Below are 19255 nucleotides of genomic sequence, written 5' to 3'. Positions count from 1 at the left end.
ACATTATTTGACGTGCAGTTTAAACAAGCTAGCTGCTAATTGCTGAGTCTCGAACTAGAGACTCAACTTAACATTAGAAACCAGTCGGAGAAGGAACAGGAGCAGCTAACAGAAACTCCTTCTTATCTTCAGGCAACAATACAGTGTGTGCACTCGCGGTCCTCCTCCAGCTCATGTCATCAACAAAGCTGACACCTGCACTCTGAGGTGCGATCAAATCAGTCATGCTGACTTGTGAAGCGAATAAACCGCTGTCATTGAGAATATCGGGATTAGTAGTTACCGCAGAAGCAGCAACCGTGCCGCCAGTCAGCTCATCAGGGATGCTCTGAATAGCTCTTTCTGGAGTTGTCGGTACTGTGTTAGGGCCCGGCACGTCAAAGCTAACTGGGTTGGGCCCAGTTGGGATTGGGAACGGGTTATTAACGCTCGCATCGAAGACTTCCAAAACCGAGTAAGTGGCTGGAGACAAATTATTAAACCGAGCAATACCAGCAGCATCAGTTCTCGCCAGCGGTTCTGTTGCAGCATCATAGCGGCCGTTGCCGTTCAAATCCAAGGTGAATGGTATATTGGAAAGGGGCTCTTCATTGGGGTCCCGTACACCGTTGCGGTTATCGTCCCGGAATTTAGGAACCAAGAGGTCATAGCGGCGAGAGTTACCGACCAAAGCACAAGTAAAGGTTTGATTTGCACCGAGAACAACATCTACTGGTTGAGTCGTTTGGAAGTAACCAGGAGGCGTTACTTCTCGAATGCTGTAATTGCCGGGGCGCAAATTGTTGAATGCAAAGACACCAAACTCATTGGTAGTAGTAGTGGGTTCATCTGCTTGCAACTGACCGTCACGATTACTATCGATAAAAATGGTGACACCAGGAATAGCTGGTTCATTCCCATCTCGATAACCGTTCAGGTTGAAGTCCTCAAACTTACACCCGGTGATGTTGCTGTTAGGTGTGTTGGCAAAGGTAACGTTGGCATCCTGAGTGCTGAGGGTCACATCGACGCGATCTGCTGTAGAAGGAGAGAAATTGGGCTGTGCAACTTCTCGAACGACATAGTTGCCTGTTGGCAAGTTGGTAAAGGCTCCTCTACCCTGGGCATTTGTCTGGATTTGCTGTTCTCCAGCGTCGGGAGTGCCGTTATTGTTGTTGTCGAGGAAGACAGTGACACCGCTAATTGGCGCTTCACCCTGAGTTGGTTCAAAGCGACCATTGGCATTCAGGTCATTGTATTTGAAGACAGTGATGTTCGGTCGAGTGTTGCCCACACCGGCATTGTTGCCAATACCCTGAGTTGCTCCCACAGGAGTAAAGGTAAGTGATGGCGAGGGGTTGGGGGCTGGTAAAGTTGTAACTGGCGCTGCAAAAATCGGCCGCTCACCAGTGGTGGCGATCGATCTTTCACCTGGTTGTTGAACGCCGTCGCGGTTGGAGTCTATGAATTTAGGGTCGTTTGGTTTCAGCGTGTAGGTTGAGTCTGCTACTAGCAGCGGTTGCTCTCTGCTGATGGTACCCTGGAATCGTGCCTGCGGCCCTGGTGCCGAAACCAGAGTGGGGTTTGGAGTGGTTGCTACTGGAGCATTGAGGTTTCCTGGGACACCGCCACCTACTTCTGGAGGCAGTACACCTGGAAAAATTTCCAACACTCTGTAATCGCCAGCTCGCAAATCCTTGAAGGTAACTACTCCGTTCGCATCTGTGATGGCTATCGGTTCGGAGCCTGCTCCATCCCAGCGACCGTTCGCGTTGACATCTAAAATAAACGGTACTCGGGCAATGGGGGGTTCCAAGACTCCACTAACAACATTTCGCGTTCCGCTGCGGTCTATGTCTCGAAATTTGTTAACTTCAATTTGATAGAGCGGAGTATCGCCCACTTGAGCGCAGGCAAAGGTTTGACCTGCTGCTACCGTCACGTCCAGTACCGGAACGTTGCCGGGGGGAGTGCTTTGGGGAAAATCTTGTGTTTCTAAGGGTTCTGCGTCCGTAGCATTAACTTCTAGTCCGGTAACAGAATTAATCTGTCGTCTAATCCGTTCTTCCCGAATCTTGTATGTTCCGGGTGCTACGTTGAACGACCATGCACCATTTTTGTCTGTTAAAGTGTTCTGTTCCCCTGCATCGCGTTGACCGTTGCCATTGGCATCAATATATATCCTGACATTTTTAATCCCCGGTTCATTCCCGTCTCGGAAGCCGTCGGCATCTATGTCTAGGTATTTGCATCCAACGATTCGGCTGCCTAGAGGTGTTTCTACTGGGCCGTTGCCAAAGAAAACGTTGACATTTCGGTTGCCAACGGTGACAGCGAGGGGGTTGGGAGTAGTAGGGATCAAATTACCAGGTATTACGGTTTCCGTGAGTACGTAATTGCCCGGGACAAGATTTATGAATGAGAACGCGCCGTTAGCGTCCGTCGTGGTTAAGAGTTCTCCAGTACCAGCATCAAGTACACCGTTGGTGCTTGTTGCTGATTCGAGAAGGATGGGGACATTCGCCAGACCTATGTCAGTTGGCTGTCTGATGCCATCGCGGTTCTGGTCAAAGAACTTGAGGCCTAGAATTGCCGGGCCAGCATTCCCAACCACAACTGGCTGTAATTGCTTGGCACTGAGCTCTTCGTTAGTTAAATCTAAATCTGCCATGATTTCTCTCCTTCACACCTAAATCCACGTAAATTACAGACTACTGTATGGGTTGTAACTTGCTGAGTAGTTTTTACTAATAGCTGACAACCGCTACTCGATTTTACATACGTCTGCACTTGAGGTAATGTTCCCATCTCACACAACAATGCCTCAAGCTTTGTCGCTGGCAAGTATATCAGGTTTTGAAGAACCCTGGCAATTTGAGGGCAACATCTTCAAGATTTGCACACCTTCTCTGTCCGTACATACTTGCTGTTTCGAGCTTTAAAAAGCCTAAGACAGACTTCTCCCCCCTGATATCAAGTCCGGCGGCATCGTTCTTGTTTGTCCTGGTTCGCTGTCATTGACGATCGCCTCCTCTGGGATTGCCAAGGACAGAGAACCAGCATCGATCGAGCTACCAGACTTGATATGACTTGCTTTGCCTGCAAATACGCCGATCGGGTTTGGGGGAATTACCTGATAGTTTTTCACTCACAGAGATGCTACTGCCTCTGAATATTGCACCCAATATACAAGCCTGCTTCGGATTTGCCGGAACTTAGGCTTGAGTGTTGGAGGTTGCCAACAATAGGGTATCACGCGATCGCCCTTTCACCTCTTCCGGATTTTTATCTGCGGTTTGGGATTCGGGGCGATCGACTTTTGTGTCACCCTACATAACCGAGAAATCTCTCGGGCCCATCGGCACAACCCAGTGAGCGATCGCCCCTTTATTTAATTCATTGGTCTTGACAAAATTACTAACTTGTGAATTAGGCTCCCGACCGACATTCTGTTGCCCAAAGTTAGGAATATTGCCTAAATTTGCAAAAAATTCATCACTCAAAAATTTACTAATTTGATCCCTATCACGACCCTGGCTCCAAGGCAAGCTATCCGCCACCATATTACCTGCAGGTTCCAGTCCCGCATAGCTGCTGGCATTCGTCAGCGGGTCGTCCTTCAAGGATTTAGCCAACGTACCCTCAGCATCTGCCGTTACCACATCTCCCGTCACCAAATCGATGCTGCTAGCCCGAATATCTGCCGAGACAACAACCACCGCAGGCGGAGTAGTTAGGATGAAACCGGGCGGCGGAACTTCGCGGACAACATAACTACCTACCGGAACGTTGCGGAAACTGTAATTGCCCTGAAGGTCGCTTAAGGTACTCGCTTCGCCCGGATCTAAACTGCTGTTGTTGTTGAGGTCGATGTAAATTTGAGTGTTGGCGATCGGGGGTTCCCCAGGATCTAGGCGACCGTTGGCATTAAAATCGTTAAATTTCACACCGCTGATCGTGCCAGTCACCAACACGTTGCCAAAGCTGAGATTAGTGGCATTTGTGCCATTACCCACGGTGATCGGAGTCGGATTGGGCGTGGTTTGTCGAAAACCTGGCTGCGGGACTTCCCTCACCACATAGGTTCCTTGAGGCAAATTGATAAAAGAGAAATTACCTTCGGGGTTCGTTAAAGTTGAAGGTTCGCCCGGATCTAAACTGCCATTGTTGTTGAAATCAAGGTAAATCGGCCAGTTGGCAACTCTCGGTTCCGTCGGTTCGTTGATACCGTTAGCGTTGAGGTCGTTGAACTTGAAGCCGCTGATGCTGCCGGTAGGAAAATTGTTGCCGAAATTGACGCCAACAACGTTGGTATTGCCGGTGATGTCGATCGGGCCTGGATTTGGCGTAGTCTGTACCCATCCAGGTTGCTGGACTTCCCTCACCAAATACCGGCCGGGAGACACATTGGCAAAAGTGTAGTTGCCTTGTGGGTTTGTGATGGTATTGGGTTCGCCCGGATCAAAGCTGTTGTTGGCGTTGAGGTCGATGTAAATTGGCCAGTTGGTCAGAGGCGGGTCTGTCGCATCTCGGACGCTATTGGCATTGAGGTCGTTGAACTTGAGACCGCTGATGCTGCCAACAAAAAAGACATTGCCAAAATTGATGTTGTTGACAGTGGCGTTGGAAGTAACGTTAACCGGACCGGGGTCAGGTGTGGTTTGGAGAAAACCCGGTTGCTGGACTTCTCTGACCAAATATGTATCTGCGGGAATATTGACAAAAGCGTAATTGCCTTCAAAATTTGTCAAAGTAACAGGTTCGCCGCCGTCTAGCCTGTTGTTGCGGTTGAGGTCGAGGTAAATTTGCCAGTTAGCTAGCCCTTGTTCGCCCGGATCTCGGCTGCTGTTGTTGTTGATGTCGTTGAATTTTGTGCCTGCGATCGTCCCTGCGTTAAAGTTGTTGCCAAAATTGATATTGCCAGCGTTCGTGCCGCTAGTAATCGTGATAGGTGCAGGATTAGGGGTAGTTTGGCGAAAGTTCGGCTGCTGGACTTCCCTAACTTGGTAAGTGCCCGGCGGCAGGTTGGCGAAGATGTAGTTGCCTTGCGGGTTTGTGAGGGTGGAAGGTTCGTTAAATTCTGGCTGGCCGTTGTTGTTGAGGTCGAGATAGATTTGCCAGTTGGGAATGGGGACTTCTCCGGGATCAGGGAGGCCGTTGGCGTTAAAATCGTTGTATTTAGTGCCGCTGATGCTGCCGACTTGGAAGTTCCCGATGTTGACGTTGCCGATGTCTATTTGGCTGGCGGTTCTGGATTCGGACATGGTGTTGCTGGGGCCCAATGAACGCGGTTCAATGTTTTCTGTAGGGCAATCTAGCAGTTTTTTTGCCAATTGCAGCTATTTCAGGGGATAAATTATTTTGAGGAAAGGGAAGGGGGGAAAAGTAGTGAGTTTTGAGTTAACTGGTTCGCAGACATAGCCAGGGAATCAGTTAATGCCTTAGCCCAATGCCCTATGCCTAAATTCCCTATTTTTTGCAGATTTGATGTACGATCGCTACCAGTTTTGCAGAGGTCGAATTCCCAATGTCCCAAAACTTGACAGCAAGCTCGAATGAAGCCCGCGAGGTTCCGAGTTTGCTCTTCGGCTGGAGTTTGTGCGGTTTATTGGCAATAGGCTCGATCGCCCCTACTCGTGTTGCAGCACAGCTACCTACCTCCGAACAACGTAACATTAACAGCCCGATCGCTCAAACAGGTGCGATCGTCCGCCCCACGCTCAAATTGGGCAGCCGCGGCTCAGAAGTGATCGAACTCCAAGCTGCTCTTAAATTATTGGGCTTTTACCCTGACACTGTAGACGGGATTTTCTCACAAAGCACCGCTAGAGCTGTGTCTCAGTTCCAGGAAGCAGCAGGTCTGCCTCCCGACGCCATAGTCGGTCAAGATACTTGGAACCGGCTGTTTCCTGCTGCTCAGAGCGCGATAGAAAACCCGATTGCCAACGCTCCTGTAACTGCCGACAACCCAGAGATTAACCCCCAAGGGCAGCCAACAAATTTTCCGGTTTTGAGAAGACGAATGCGGGGGGCCGCAGTCAGAGATTTGCAAGAACGGCTGCGGGCCAAGGGATTTTTGCGGGTGAGTGCTGACGGCGTGTTTGGCCCGGAAACTCAAGCTGCTGTGAAGGCGGCTCAGCGACAATATCAACTGCCAGCAGACGGCATTGTCGGCCGCGCAACTTGGGAAGCTCTGCTGCGTTGACAGCCAACGAATAGTGCCGACTATGCACGTTGCGCGATCGGGCGATCGTACAAATTGTTAATAATCGCTTTTGGAAGTATTTCATCACATCAAAAAGTGTCAAGTTTGGTAAACAAATTGTTTTTATGCGCGCAGTTGGTGTTAACTTAAAAACATGAGGGGCAAAACCAAGAAGCACAAAAAACTTGGATAAAAAATTTGGAATTAGAGTATTTGTCCCGCTCGGCTCTAGTCCGCAGGCAACGCCTGAACCGTGTAGCTTATTAGCAAAGAAAGGTTGATATTGCGATTCGTATTGGTTAGATAGCTTGAGGCTATTGGATTAATCAAAAGTGGCGATCGCACAACAGTCAAACACAGAAGTCTGAATAGACTCCGCTGATAGCTAGCTCGTCTACAGAGTAGTTGCCAAAAAGTCCACCTTAGTTGTAGTTTGCTGAAACTCAGCAGAGCTAAAAACCCACTTGGATCAACTTAATTTACAAACTTTTTAGGGTCTGGCATCCGATATGCTAGGCCCTAAAATTTTGATTTTTTTTTGAAGTAGTCAGCAGCCTTTGGCTGTGATATCAAATCCGGTAGCATCAGAATTAATATTACCCACAGCTTTCGAGACAGCGCTGTGGCTTTTATATCATGTCCCTCGTGCAACCGGCAACGATATCATATCACTTCCGGTTACATCCGAATAATTTAACCGCAGAGAACGCAGAGAACGCAGAGAGAGATGAGAGACATGAATAATTCCGATGAAGGGCGGAATTAATATCAGTAGTTTTTGACAGTCAACAGTCAACAGTCAACAGTTAACTAATGACTAATGACCATTTCATTTAATCTCCTCAATTCGAGCATTCAAACCGTTAGCGCTGAGCATTTGTAGCAATTCATCAGCTTTTTCGCGTTCCCGAAAAGCACCGGCCTGCATCACCGATCGCCCGCTGGAAAAAGAGCGAAAAGCATCGGGAACGAGGGATTGCATTTTTTCTCGATCGCGCCAACTGTCGGTATCCACCACAACTCGATACCGGAAACCCAAAGCTCTGGCTCGATCGAATGACGGCGAATTATCCTCAGCATCGGGCAAAGAATTCCCCCCTAAAGGTGCAGGTACATAGCCACCCCTTCCGATAGGAATGTTGCGGGCCGGAACGGGCAATCTACCCTCGGAAGAAACCGAACTCGAACTATCAAAATTGGGAGGAATCATTGGTTGCTGTACCGAACTTTCCGAAACCGATCGAAAATTCGGATCGGGAACAGGAATTGCGATCGCCCCTGGGACCACTGCTGAAGCAGCGGCATTTCTCGGAGAAAGTTCTTGCTGCAACTCAGCGCTTGGCTGTACGGGTCGAGTTTGCACTGGTCGCCTGGAAACTGGCGCAGGCGGGGGAAGTGGCGCTCTTTCTACTCTGGGGCTTAGCCGCCCGGGAGTGTAAGCCGGGAGAGAAGTGTCTGGGCCACCGATGCTGGGAGGTCGATCGATCGTTAGCTGCAAAGCACTTCCCCCCATTGGCGGAGGGGTAAAAGTTCCCGCCACATCAACCGAGCCCGTCGTCCGGCTGCTCAACAATTGATTGCCGTAAGCTGGGATTACTTGACCTTTAGCCGCATTGTTGACATCGTACTGACCGTTGTTGCGAATGACATTGCCCCCCGGTTCGGCGGCAGTTCCCAAATCCGGCAGAGAGCTCGCGATCGCCACAATTCCGTCCCGGCGATTACTCTCGATATAATTGTTACGCAGCACAGGTCTAGCATTAGCTTGCACCACCACGCCATCTTTATTGCGAGTAATTTTGTTACCGATTAGCAGAGGCGAAGCGTTCTGCGCTACATTCACCCCAAATCCCGTGTTTTCAAACACATTATCTCGAACTTCCGGCTGGGAACTGCCAAAAATAGTAATGCCGTTAGCTCCATTTTTCGAGAAAACATTCCCGCCAATCGTCGGCCTGGAAGTACCCACTACCGAAATTCCGTCGTGAGTGCTGCCAGAAAAAGTATTGTTGACAACCGTTGGAGAACTCGATTCGATCCACAAAGCGTAACCGCGATAGTTGGTATTGGTCACCGTCACCCCGCTGAGTCCCGCCCCGTCTGCGCCTAAAATCGCAATATTTTGACCCGCCGAAGTCGGACTGATAAAGTATCCTCCGCCTTTGATGACAATATTCTGACCGCGAGTGTTGGGATTTCCCTGAACTGTCACGCTGGGCCTGAGCATTAATGGAAATTTTTCCCCGGTTTGCTCGCTGTAAGTACCGGGCGCTAGCAAAATCGCTGTTTTGGGCGGGGCCACGCTTAAGGCGTAGGTGAGGGTTTTAAAGGGAGCTCGATCGCTGCCGTTGCCTCCTGTGTCGCTGCCCCCTGTCGAGCTGACGTACAGTATGTTAATCTCGCTCTCCAGGGTCTGAGAAAGTAGCTGCACTCCCGGTATCCCGGCAGCGATAACTGACGGTTGGGGGTTGCAAAGGGCGGTCATCGCAAAAACGAGCAGAAGGCAAGAACTCAAACAAGATTTTTGCGATCGCTTTTCTTTGCACTCGCTATATTGAGAATTTAGGAGCATAAATAAACCCCACTGATTTGCGGTCCGAGTTCCGCTTCCCGAGTTCGGTGTCGGGTTTTCGCGATCGAACTTTGATTTCACCCGCCTGCTGGGGTTTTCTTCTGTTAATCTTTTGTGTTGTTCTGCTAACCTCACGGCTCTCCTCCGAAGTGTGGTATGCAGTTTAACGATTCCACTCTCATCAAGTTTGATCTATTATGCTTTGTTTTCATCAAATTCAATAAAACTTAAAAAATTATTGTCTAATTTACATCGGTTTATGCCAAAATTAAGCCGCCTGCTTTGCCACAATCTTGACGGCGTGGGAGAATATAGCGGGTTGATTGGTAAGATTAATTATAATTAGGGTGGTTCTGAATGACCGACAAACAAAACAGAACTTTACCGGCACAGCCAGCCCTCTGCCGGATTTTAGATGCAAATTTAGATCGATCGCGCGAAGGGTTGAGAATTATTGAAGAATGGTGCAGGTTTGGTCTTAACAGCGCCGATTTAGCTGGCGAGTGCAAGCAACTGCGTCAAGAATTGGCTGCTTGGCACGTCGCAGAACTTCGCAGTGCTAGGGATACACCTGCCGATCCGGGTACGGAGTTGACTCACCCGCAGGAAGAGCAGCGTTCGAGCATTCAGCAGCTACTGGAAGCGAATTTCTGTAGGGTGGAAGAAGCTCTGCGGGTACTCGAAGAGTATGGCAAAATTTACGATCGGAATATGGGCGCGGCTTTTAAGCAGATGCGCTATCGGGTTTATACTCTCGAAAGCAATTTGCTGGCTTACCGGCGCTACCAGCAGTTACTTCGATCGCAGTTATATCTTGTAACTTCGCCGAGAGACAACTTGATGGGAGTTGTGGAAGCTGCTTTGCAAGGCGGACTGACTTTGGTGCAGTACCGCGACAAAAGCTCAGACGACGGGGTAAAGTTGGCTAACGCGCGCCAGCTTTGCGAACTTTGTCACCGCTACGATGCTTTGCTGATTGTGAACGATCGCGTGGATTTGGCGATTGCAGCGGATGCCGACGGCGTACACTTAGGGCAGGGAGATTGGCCTGTGGCGGAAGCGCGCAAGTTGCTCGGCCCCGGACGCATCATCGGTCGTTCTACTACGAATGGCGAGGAAATGCAGCGAGCCATTGAAGAGGGAGCCGACTACATTGGAGTTGGGCCGGTTTACCACACTCCTACTAAACCTGACAAACAGGCGGCGGGTTTGGACTATGTGCGGTATGCTGCTGATAAGTCGCCGATTCCGTGGTTTGCGATCGGCGGAATTGATATCAACAACCTCGATGAAGTATTGAATGCCGGAGCTCAAAGGGTTGCTGCAGTACGCGCGATTATGGAAGCAGAACAGCCTACTTTAGTCACGCAGTTTTTCATCTCGCAGTTGATTCGGATGCAGAATCTGAAAGCTCAGAAAGCTTTGCACGGAAAAAGCTAGGTTGATTGGGGATTTGTAGGGCGGGTTTAGCACAGGAAATGTGTGCATAAAATATAATTTTGTTACAAAACCCGCCCTGATAACTGATATTTTACTGATGATAAATCAAATTGCGCTGCAAGTTAACGGAGAAACCCGCAATTGTGCGATCGACACACCGTTACCAGAATTACTAAAACAATTGGGATTAAACCCGCGCTTGGTGGCTGTAGAGTACAACGGGGAAATTCTGCACAAACAATTTTGGGAAACTACACAGATGCAAGAGGGCGACATCCTAGAAGTTGTCACAATTGTCGGGGGAGGCTAGCCACAAATTGGTGACAAATTAAGCCTTAAATTTTCACCAATTGGCAGAACCTAGGAATGTCGCTTGCCGTCAAGTCTAGATCCCCCTAAATCCCCCTTAAGAAGGGGGACTTTGAGGAGAATCTTGTCTCCCTAAATCCCGTTAATTAACAGGGACTGTGAGAAAAATCTTGCCCTAAATCCCCGTTAATTAACAGGGACTGTGAGAAAAATCTTGTCCCCCCCTTATTAAGGGGGGCTAGGGGGGATCGAGACTTTGAGACAAACAAAAGAGACTTAAAGAACGCCGCAAAATATCGCAATTAAACTGCGACAGCTTCAGCCACTGGTTCAGCCACAGGTGCTGCTACAACAGGATAAATGCTGACTTTCTTGCGAGTTTTGCCTTTTCTTTCAAAAGTCACTACACCGTCAATCATGGCAAACAGAGTATCATCTCTGCCGATACCAACATTATTACCGGGGTGAACTTTAGTGCCGCGTTGGCGGATCAAAATGTTGCCAGCTTTGACAACTTGACCGCCGTACTTTTTGACACCCAGACGCTGAGAATTAGAGTCGCGTCCGTTACGTGTACTGCCTGTACCTTTCTTGTGGGCCATAATATCCTCAACTGTATTTACTATGTTTTATTCTGAATCAGTTTCGGCGGTTTGGGGAGTTTCCACAACTGCTTGAGTTAAGTCTCTGGCGGCTAAGACTGTACCGTTGACGCTAATCGAGTCAATCATAAAGCGAGTTGTTTCTTGACGGTGCCCTTTTTTCTTCCGAGTTTTCTTTTTCGGCTTCATCTTGTAGACGAGGACTTTGCGGCCCCGGAAATGCCGTAGAACCGTTCCTTCTACAGTGGCATTTTCTAGTAGAGGCTGGCCGATATGAACCTCGCCTTCGTGCTGGATCAGAAATACTTTGTCAATGGTGACTTTGGATTCAGCTTCAACGTGAAGCAGTTCGATGTCGTAGAAGCGGCCTGGTTCTACCCGAAATTGTTTGCCGCCGGTTTCAATGATTGCGTAAGTCATGGGATGGTTGTTGAGATTGCCGTACAGGTAGCTGATGAGTCATTGGTCATTGGTCGTTGTGGACTTTTGACTGCTGACTGCTCTCCAGCTTTTGGAATGTCTTAACCTGATCCGAGCCGGATTTAGACAGACAATCTACTATTATTGCGGATTGTTGGAGTTTTGTCAAGGTAAAAGGTAGTTAATCTTTTCTAAGTGTTAGTTTGAGAACTGATTTGTGGCGACGAACTACGGAATCCTTACAGAGTTAAATGTAGATTTTCTCTGATTCTCTCTTCTGAAAGGCGGCAGGTAAAAATGGCAAATCGCATCTGGAAATTCTTAAATACTGATATCAAAGAACTGTGTTCCGCCGAAGCAGCGGAGGGAATCGGAGAAGCTGGGAAAACAGCCGCCGAAGTGGCAAAAATGTTCAAAGAACAAGGCTTCGACAATAGCAACTTGCTACTAGAGGTTTTGAACTCTCCCTTAGCTCAAGTTGCGGGAACTGCATTGCCATTTGTCGGGATTTCGGCGAAAATGCTGGCGTTTTTTATCGAAAAAACTCAACAGCAGCCGACTTTAGCTGAGTGCATTTTCCTGGTCAGTCAGGAGGCTTATCTGGAAAGTTTTAAAGATGTTCTTGGACAAGACGAGAGTCTGTTAAATCGCATCGGGCAAACTCCGGTTTCCGATAAAGTCAAGCAGTTGCTTAAAAATTTGGCGGATTTAGAATTGAGCGATAAAGCAGCCAAAGACACTGTTATTTGCTTCCGCGATTCGACGTTAGCCACGGAATTTAACCTAGTGCTATCAGAACGGCTGGAACAAGCCGGACTCAATGCCGATGAAGCTCAAATTTTGACAAAGAGAGTTGCTGCTAATACTCACCGCTATTTGATCGAAGCTTGGGCAGTTTCCGGCGATGCAATTAAACATCTTGGACAGCCTTCTATCAGCGAATGGCGGGAGGAACAGAAGAAATATCACAGCATTGACAACTACCTGCAAGAACAAATTGCCTCTCTACCGCTACAACCCGTATTTGCAGAAAATTTCTCATTCAAGGATATCTACGTGCCTCTGAAGGCAAGGCCAATTGATAAGAATGGCGCTGTTAATAAGCGTGTAACAGCATTTGATTTAGAAAGTTGGGCAAAAAACTTGCTTACAGATGAAAACAAACAAAATCTGGTGATGTTCGTCGAAGCTGGGCCCGGACGCGGCAAGAGCGTTTTTTGTCGGATGTTTGCTGACTGGGTGCGGCAACATTTGCATCCAGTTTGGACGCCCGTGTTAATTCGACTGCGATATATTCCTAAATTGCAAAATAATTTTAGAGAGACGCTAAAATATGCAGTTAGTGCGGGTTTTCATAGCGATGACGGCTGGTTGACGGCTCGAAACACACGATATTTGTTTTTCTTGGATGGTTTTGATGAGTTGCTGATGCAGGGGAGGAGTAGCGGCGGTTTAGAGCAATTTCTCAAGCAAGTAGGGCAATTTCAGCGGGATTGTCAGCAGAGTTCGGAAATGAGACACCGGGTTTTGATTACTGGCAGAACTTTAGCTTTGCAAGGGATTGAAAGGCAAATGCCAGATAACTTGGAGCGAGTCGAAATTCAGATAATGGATGACGGACTACAGCAGCAGTGGTTGAGCAAGTGGGAAGCCCAGTTAGGGGCAGAAAAAACCTCAGCTTTTCAGCAGTTTTTGCAAGATGAATGCTGTCCAGAGAATGTAAAACTAGAACTGTCGCGAGAACCGCTCTTACTTTATCTGTTAGCGGCAATGCACCGGGACGAAACGTTGAAAGTTGAGCATTTTCAAGGAACTAACAGCACTCAAGCAAAAATTTTGATTTACAACCAAGCTGTGAAGTGGGTACTCACTGAACAGCGGTCTAAATTGCTCAATCGCAATTTGACCGAACTGGAGACAGAAGATTTGCGACGCATCCTGACAGAAGCAGGGTTGTGCGTGGTGCAGTCGGGAGGGGAATGCGCTCCTGTAGCGATGATTGAGAAACGATTGAGAGAAGACAACTCGGTTAAAGACTTACTTGAAAAAGCACAAATACCGATTGGCGACAATCCTCTGAGAAATGCTTTGGCGGTTTTTTATCTTCAGCAAGGCAGTAAAGAAGGTTCTGTGGAGTTTGTACACAAGAGTTTTGGTGAATTTCTGTGTGCGGAACGATTGAAACAAAGTCTGGAAGACTGGACGGAACCGGGAAAGAAACGTATTAAATTTAATACTCAAGACTCTCAGATGGACGGGGAAATTTATGATTTGTTGGGTTATGGGCCGCTGACGGAAGAAATTGTGGAATATTTGATGGGGTTGTTAACAACTCCGGCTGATCCAGGCGAGGAAAATCAGTTTCGCCCTGTGGAGTTATTCCAGCGTTTGGAAAATTTTTATGTGCGGTGGTGCGAGGGGGAATTTATTGATGCGCCGCCGGAAAATTTGCCTCAGAAGAAAATGCGCCTACTGCGAGATCAATTGAAAACCCAAAAATGGGGACAGCGACAAATAGATGTTTATGCTGGTTTGAATGTGATGATTTTGTTGTTGGAGTTGCACCGTTACGGTCAGCAGAGAGATGAATTAAAAGACAAAATAATGTTTTATCCTTATGGGGAACCTAATGCTGAAGGTAAAGTTGAGGATGCAAGTCGGTTGTTGCGTCTCATCCGTTATAGCTGTTGTGTTGGGGATTTTGGCTTTCTCCAAACTGTTGGGAGATTCCTCAGTGGTGCAAACCTCAGCGGCGCAAACCTTCGCGGGGCAAACCTCAGAGGCGCAAACCTCAGCGGCGCAAACCTCAGCGACGCAAACCTCATCGGCGCAAACCTCATCGGCGCAAACCTCAGTGACGCAAACCTCAGTGGCGCAAACCTCAGCGGCGCAGACCTCTGTCGCGCAAACCTCAGTGACGCAAACCTCAGTGACGCAAATCTCAGTCGCGCAAACCTCAGCGGCGCAAACCTTAGTGGCGCAAACCTCATTGGCGCAAAGCTCAGCCGCGTAAGCCTCAGCGGTGCAAATCTTAGTGGCGCAAACCTTATTGCCGCAAATCTCATCGACGCATACTTCAGCCGCGTAAACCTCAGTGGCGCAAACCTTATTGCCGCAAAGCTTATAGGCGCAAAGCTTAGCCGTGTTAACCTCAGCGGCGCAAACCTCAGCGGCGCAAACCTAGGCGGCGCAAAGCTCAGCCGTGCAAAGCTCAGTGGCGCAAACCTCAGCGGCGCAATGCTCAGTGGCGCAAACCTCAGCGACGCAAACCTCAGCGATGGCACTTTTGGAGATATCGAATGGGATGAAAATACAAAGTGGGAGAATGTTCTAGGTTTGGATACAGCCGTTAATGTTCCAGAAGCGTTAAGGCAACAGCTAGGAATGCAGTAGAAACATTTTTCCAGGCTTGGCGTATCATTTTTATGAACAGGCTTTCCGGCCTGTTCCACAAAAAGTGAATTTTCTTGTGGGGTGGGCCCTCCTAGTCCGCGCCCGAAAGGCCGATCTACATACGAAGGTCGATCGACCTTATTTTATCCAAAAGGTCGATCGGACTGGATTTAAGCCGTTGCAGAACATTTGCGCGATCGTAACAATTCCAAAGCTTGCTGTTTCACCCTACCCTCCATCACCTCTTTTTGCAAATTAATAAAAGCCTCAAAATCTTCTAAGCCGTACTTAGTCATCTGCAACTGCTGTCGCAACTGTTCTTCGGCCTCAACCGTTAAGTAACCTGTTGCCAAAGCTTTTCGGACAATTTTACTGATTAAAGTCATAGTAGCTTCACCCTGAATACACCTACGTTAAAACACTGAAGTTTTGTCAACCGACTAACTCAGCTTTTAGTTTGTTTCATAATTACCCTTCAAATTGGTTAAATCTACCTTAAGATCTATGTAAATAAAGTTATTTTTGATACATCGATGAAACTGTAGCGATTTTAAATGTAGAGTGCGATTAAATTGGTATCTTTAGTTTTTGTCCGATAACATTATTCTTCAAATACGTTAAATCTACCTTAAGGCATATTTAAACATAGCGATTTGTGACATGGGAAATTGCCTCGATTTTAACTGTAGAGTGCGATTAAATTTGTATAGCCTTTCTCAGTAAAACGAGGTACCCGACGTGCATAGGGCTGACGGGCTCTTGTGCTGAGCGAAGTCGATGTATAGGGCTGACGGGCACTTGTGCTAAGCGAAGTCGAAGTATAGGGCATACCTCACCACGCTTGAGAACCGCTATATATTTAGTTTCTGTCTAACAACAGCCGCCATTCTCTGACAGCAAAAGGAGGAACCAGCAATTCTGTTTCTTTTTGATTTTTTACGGGTAAATTCAACCGCAAAGGTCGATTACTTTCCACTTGTGTAATTATTGATTTGAAATCGTATTCTCCGACATTAATTGGCAAACCAGACTCGTTCCAAATATCATTAGCATTGCCAATTTCGCGCTTGCCCGCAGCAACTTTCAGCGGAACCGGGTGCTGCAATTCTGTTCCGGGAAATCCTACTAATCTCAGATTTAAAGACTTTACTACTCCCGACTTGACTCGCTTGTACAAAACAACTTGCCATGCTTTATCATCTGTATCACGCAGGCTTTGTACGGATCGGAACATTACTGTCTCTGCAGTTTCTGGATATTTGTGAATCGAGGCGAAAGCGGGCGGGCTGCTAGCTAATATCAGATACAAGCAAAAGCTAATAATAGTTAAAGTTCTACGCCAACAATAATGTTTTTTCACCTGGCAATACCTCCGATAATTTACACTTTTTTATAAAAATAAGAAAAAATGACAAGTTTTGTGTTGAGATTATTAAGGGATGAACAATAGAAGAGAAAAAGCAGGCAGGTTTTGTATAAATATTATTCATGGATGACCAATTTAAGCGCTAAACCTGCTCAGACAATCTCCCTAATCGGCTTTATTTCCAATCAGTTTCAGCTTGGGATAGCACATAAGCTGAAACATCGATAATTTGTTGTTCCGACAAACGATCTTTGTAAGCGGGCATAATACCTTTGCCGTTGGTTACTAAGTTGGAAATGTTGGCGATGGAATCCATGCCGTATTTTTTTAAAGCTTTTTGTTTCAAGTTTTTGCCGCGCCTGATAATGTTGCTGCCGTTGATGTGACAGCCTGCACAGTTGGCGCTGAAGACTTCGGCTGCAGTTGTGGGATTTGTAGTTGTATCTGCGATCGCCATTTGGGAATTAGTGGCGATTTCTATAAAAGCCAGTGTCAGTATCAATACAAAGGCGGTGAGAATTTTTTTTAAGTTCTTTAGCGAAATCATTTATTTGCAATTTGAAAAAATGTGCTGGATTTAAGGATATCACTAAATACGGATTTTGGGGTTAACTCAGCGATTTATTCTTCCCAATCGAATGTGCGGGAAACTGCTTTTTTCCAAAAGCGATATTTTTGCTCGCGAAGTGCGATCGGCATTTTCGGCTCCCAAGTACAATCCACCGCCCAATTGTCGCGCAATTCGGCTAGCTGACTCCAAAAACCCACCGCCAAACCCGCCGCATAAGCCGCACCGAGTGCAGTAGTTTCTGCTACCACAGGCCGCACCACAGGCACTCCCAAAACATCGCTTTGAAACTGCATCAGCGTGTGATTTACCACCATTCCTCCGTCTACTTTTAAAGACAAAAGCTGCACTGCTGAATCCTGATTCATAGCGTCCAATATTTCCCGCGTTTGCCACGCTGTCGCTTCCAATACTGCGCGGGCAATGTGTGCCTTAGTCACGTAGCGAGTTAAACCTGCAATTACTCCCCGGGCGCTGTCTTTCCAATAGGGTGCGTAGAGTCCCGAAAATGCCGGGACAACGTAAACTCCGCCACTATCTTCGACTGTATTTGCTAATGTTTCTACTTCCGCAGATGTGTTGATGATGCCCAAATTGTCCCGCAGCCACTGCACTAGAGCTCCGGCGATCGCAATACTGCCTTCCAAAGCATACACAGCGGGCGATTCCCCCATCTTGTAGGCGACTGTTGTTAGTAATCCTTGCTTTGAAGGGACGATCGTCTCACCAGTATTCAGCAGCATAAAACAGCCCGTACCGTAAGTATTTTTCGCCTCCCCCAGACTGAAACAAGTTTGCCCGACGAGGGCGGCCTGCTGATCGCCCAAAGCAGCAGCAATCGGAACACCTGCAAGCAATCCTTTTGCAGTTCCAAAAACTTGACTCGAAGGGCGAATTTCTGGCAGCATCTGGCGGGGAATTGCCATTATTTCCAAAGTTTCCGCATCCCAATCGAGGGTTTGCAAATCCATCAGCATCGTGCGGCTGGCGTTGGTAAAATCGGTAATGTGCACGCCGCCAGTCAGGTGCCAAATCAGAAAAGTATCGACATTGCCAAAAATCGCATCGCCTCGATTTGCCGCTTCGCGCAATCCTGGAATATTGTCCAGCATCCACTTAATTTTCGGCCCGCTGAAATAAGTTGCCAGCGGCAAACCGCATCGTTTTTGAAATCGATTTTTGCCCTCAAACTCCGCTAATTTTTCGCAAATTTGGTGAGTGCGAGTATCTTGCCAAACAATCGCATTTCCATAAGATTTGCCCGTTTTTCTGTTCCAAACAATTGTAGTTTCGCGCTGGTTGGTAATACCGAGTGCTGCAATATCTTTGGGGTCGATATTGCCGATTTCAAGGGCCTTTTTAATCACGCTTTGGGTGCGCTGCCAAATTTCATCGGGATTGTGTTCAACCCATCCGGGTTGCGGATAAATTTGCTGGTGTTCTTGTTGGTTGCTGCAAATTATCTGTCCCTGGCGATCGAATATGATAAATCTGGTGCTGGTGGTTCCTTGGTCGATCGCTGCTACGTATTTTTTTGCCAATTGTCTAAAACCTTTTTAGTAATGAGCTATTTAACGTATATGATACTATGTAAAACACAAGCTAATCTCAAAAACTTTAGTTTAGGGAACTCCACAAGTTGAAACTGGCAGATTTGCTCAGGCTCGATCGCACAATTAAGGTTATTGGCTTTGACGACGCTCCGTTTTCTCGGACAAGCGGCAGTCTGGTGTCGATCGCGGGCATAGTCTGCGGGGGAACTCGATTTGAAGGAATGGTGTGGGGACAAGTCCTCCCAGACGGATTAGATGCCACGGATGCTATTTCTGGTCTACTTCTCGGAGGCAAATTTCTGCCGCAATTGCATCTCGTTTTGCTAGACGGAATTGCTTTCGGCGGCTTCAATATTATTGACCTTCCGGAGTTAGCATCGCGCCTGCAAATTCCTTGCGTTGCTGTCATGCGCCGCCAACCAGATTTAGATGCTGTTGAAAAAGCCCTCCGCCATTTACCAGACTCGGAATACCGTTTAGAATTGTTGCGCCGCGCCGGAAAAATTCACGTTTTTGAACCTTTCTTTTTTCAAGTTTGCGGCGAAAAACCAGAACTAATTGCGCTGGTGCTCCAGCGTTTGACAGACACTGGTAAAGTTCCTGAAGCTTTGCGTTTGGCTCATTTGATTGGTGCGGCGGTAATTAATGGAGTTAGCAGCAGTTCTGCTTGAATTATTGTTAAGAACGGGCAAGATGCGCGTTCCACAAAGAGTAAATTTTCTTATGGGCAGGACTTACGCAACTGTCACAAATGCTTCGATAGCCTTTCCAAAAGTTCCAAACTTTGCCCTTGGTTAGTTGATGAGTGCCGTCCCTCGGTAGGGCACTCATCAACCAACCGTACGAGA

15 protein-coding genes are annotated in these 19255 nt (G+C 47.6%); 5 read left to right on the top strand and 10 right to left on the bottom strand.

Going from position 1 to position 19255, the window contains the following annotated elements; genetic code table 11:
* Positions 1-73: 73 nt before the first annotated feature.
* From QUA25_RS05240 to QUA25_RS05230, 3 genes are all read right to left on the bottom strand, one after another.
* Complete coding sequence (locus QUA25_RS05240; RefSeq protein WP_333036122.1) at positions 74-2650, bottom strand: SdrD B-like domain-containing protein; 2577 nt, start codon at positions 2648-2650, stop codon at positions 74-76.
* A 276-nt stretch (positions 2651-2926) separates the two neighbouring features.
* Positions 2927-3127 (bottom strand): hypothetical protein, encoded by a 201-nt coding sequence (locus QUA25_RS05235; RefSeq protein ID WP_333036121.1) that lies wholly within the window; start codon positions 3125-3127, stop codon positions 2927-2929.
* 181 nt (positions 3128-3308) lie between these two features.
* Entirely contained in the window at positions 3309-5243 is a 1935-nt protein-coding gene (locus QUA25_RS05230) for an SdrD B-like domain-containing protein (protein ID WP_333036119.1), read from the bottom strand.
* A 263-nt stretch (positions 5244-5506) separates the two neighbouring features.
* Here QUA25_RS05230 and QUA25_RS05225 point away from each other — a divergent pair, with 263 nt between their 5' ends.
* Entirely contained in the window at positions 5507-6184 is a 678-nt protein-coding gene (locus QUA25_RS05225) for a peptidoglycan-binding protein (RefSeq protein ID WP_333036118.1), read from the top strand.
* Positions 6185-7013: 829 nt separating this feature from the next.
* Here the strand turns inward: QUA25_RS05225 and QUA25_RS05220 are convergent.
* Entirely contained in the window at positions 7014-8891 is a 1878-nt protein-coding gene (locus QUA25_RS05220; RefSeq protein ID WP_333036116.1) for a DUF1565 domain-containing protein, read from the bottom strand.
* A gap of 222 nt (positions 8892-9113) precedes the next feature.
* Here QUA25_RS05220 and QUA25_RS05215 point away from each other — a divergent pair, with 222 nt between their 5' ends.
* Complete coding sequence (locus QUA25_RS05215) at positions 9114-10196, top strand: thiamine phosphate synthase (protein ID WP_333036114.1); 1083 nt, start codon at positions 9114-9116, stop codon at positions 10194-10196.
* Between the two features lie 97 nt (positions 10197-10293).
* A complete protein-coding gene (thiS, locus tag QUA25_RS05210) occupies positions 10294-10506 on the top strand; it encodes a sulfur carrier protein ThiS (RefSeq protein WP_190738130.1) in 213 nt (70 codons plus the stop codon).
* A 301-nt stretch (positions 10507-10807) separates the two neighbouring features.
* Here the strand turns inward: thiS and rpmA are convergent, their stop codons facing one another.
* Together rpmA and rplU are read right to left on the bottom strand one after the other, a co-directional pair.
* Positions 10808-11107: a 50S ribosomal protein L27 gene (gene rpmA, locus QUA25_RS05205; RefSeq protein WP_190738131.1), complete on the bottom strand. Its 300-nt coding sequence runs from the start codon at positions 11105-11107 to the stop codon at positions 10808-10810.
* 27 nt (positions 11108-11134) lie between these two features.
* Positions 11135-11527: a 50S ribosomal protein L21 gene (rplU, locus tag QUA25_RS05200; protein ID WP_333036112.1), complete on the bottom strand. Its 393-nt coding sequence runs from the start codon at positions 11525-11527 to the stop codon at positions 11135-11137.
* Between the two features lie 297 nt (positions 11528-11824).
* Between rplU and QUA25_RS05195 the strand changes: the two genes are divergently transcribed.
* Positions 11825-14920, top strand: a complete 3096-nt coding sequence (locus tag QUA25_RS05195) for a pentapeptide repeat-containing protein (protein ID WP_333036110.1) — start codon at positions 11825-11827, stop codon at positions 14918-14920.
* Between the two features lie 170 nt (positions 14921-15090).
* Here QUA25_RS05195 and QUA25_RS05190 read toward each other — a convergent pair whose 3' ends face one another.
* The 4 genes from QUA25_RS05190 to glpK all read right to left on the bottom strand — a co-directional run bounded on the left by QUA25_RS05190 (position 15091) and on the right by glpK (position 18395).
* Positions 15091-15306 (bottom strand): hypothetical protein, encoded by a 216-nt coding sequence (locus QUA25_RS05190; protein ID WP_015176895.1) that lies wholly within the window; start codon positions 15304-15306, stop codon positions 15091-15093.
* Positions 15307-15779: 473 nt separating this feature from the next.
* Complete coding sequence (locus QUA25_RS05185; RefSeq protein ID WP_333036109.1) at positions 15780-16280, bottom strand: DUF3122 domain-containing protein; 501 nt, start codon at positions 16278-16280, stop codon at positions 15780-15782.
* Between the two features lie 181 nt (positions 16281-16461).
* Positions 16462-16833, bottom strand: a complete 372-nt coding sequence (locus QUA25_RS05180; protein WP_333036108.1) for a c-type cytochrome — start codon at positions 16831-16833, stop codon at positions 16462-16464.
* A gap of 74 nt (positions 16834-16907) precedes the next feature.
* Positions 16908-18395 (bottom strand): glycerol kinase GlpK, encoded by a 1488-nt coding sequence (gene glpK / locus QUA25_RS05175; protein ID WP_333036107.1) that lies wholly within the window; start codon positions 18393-18395, stop codon positions 16908-16910.
* A 98-nt stretch (positions 18396-18493) separates the two neighbouring features.
* On the opposite strand from glpK, the gene QUA25_RS05170 reads away from it, so the two are divergent.
* Positions 18494-19078 carry an endonuclease dU gene (locus QUA25_RS05170; protein ID WP_333036106.1) on the top strand — a complete coding sequence of 195 codons (585 nt, stop codon included), beginning with the start codon at positions 18494-18496 and terminating at the stop codon, positions 19076-19078.
* Positions 19079-19255 lie beyond the last annotated feature (177 nt).

The organism is Microcoleus sp. Pol17C6 (genome assembly GCF_036701145.1).
Lineage (GTDB): Bacteria > Cyanobacteriota > Cyanobacteriia > Cyanobacteriales > Microcoleaceae > Microcoleus.
Note: the sequence above shows the minus strand (reverse complement) of the source record. Positions and strands in the feature narration are given on the sequence as shown.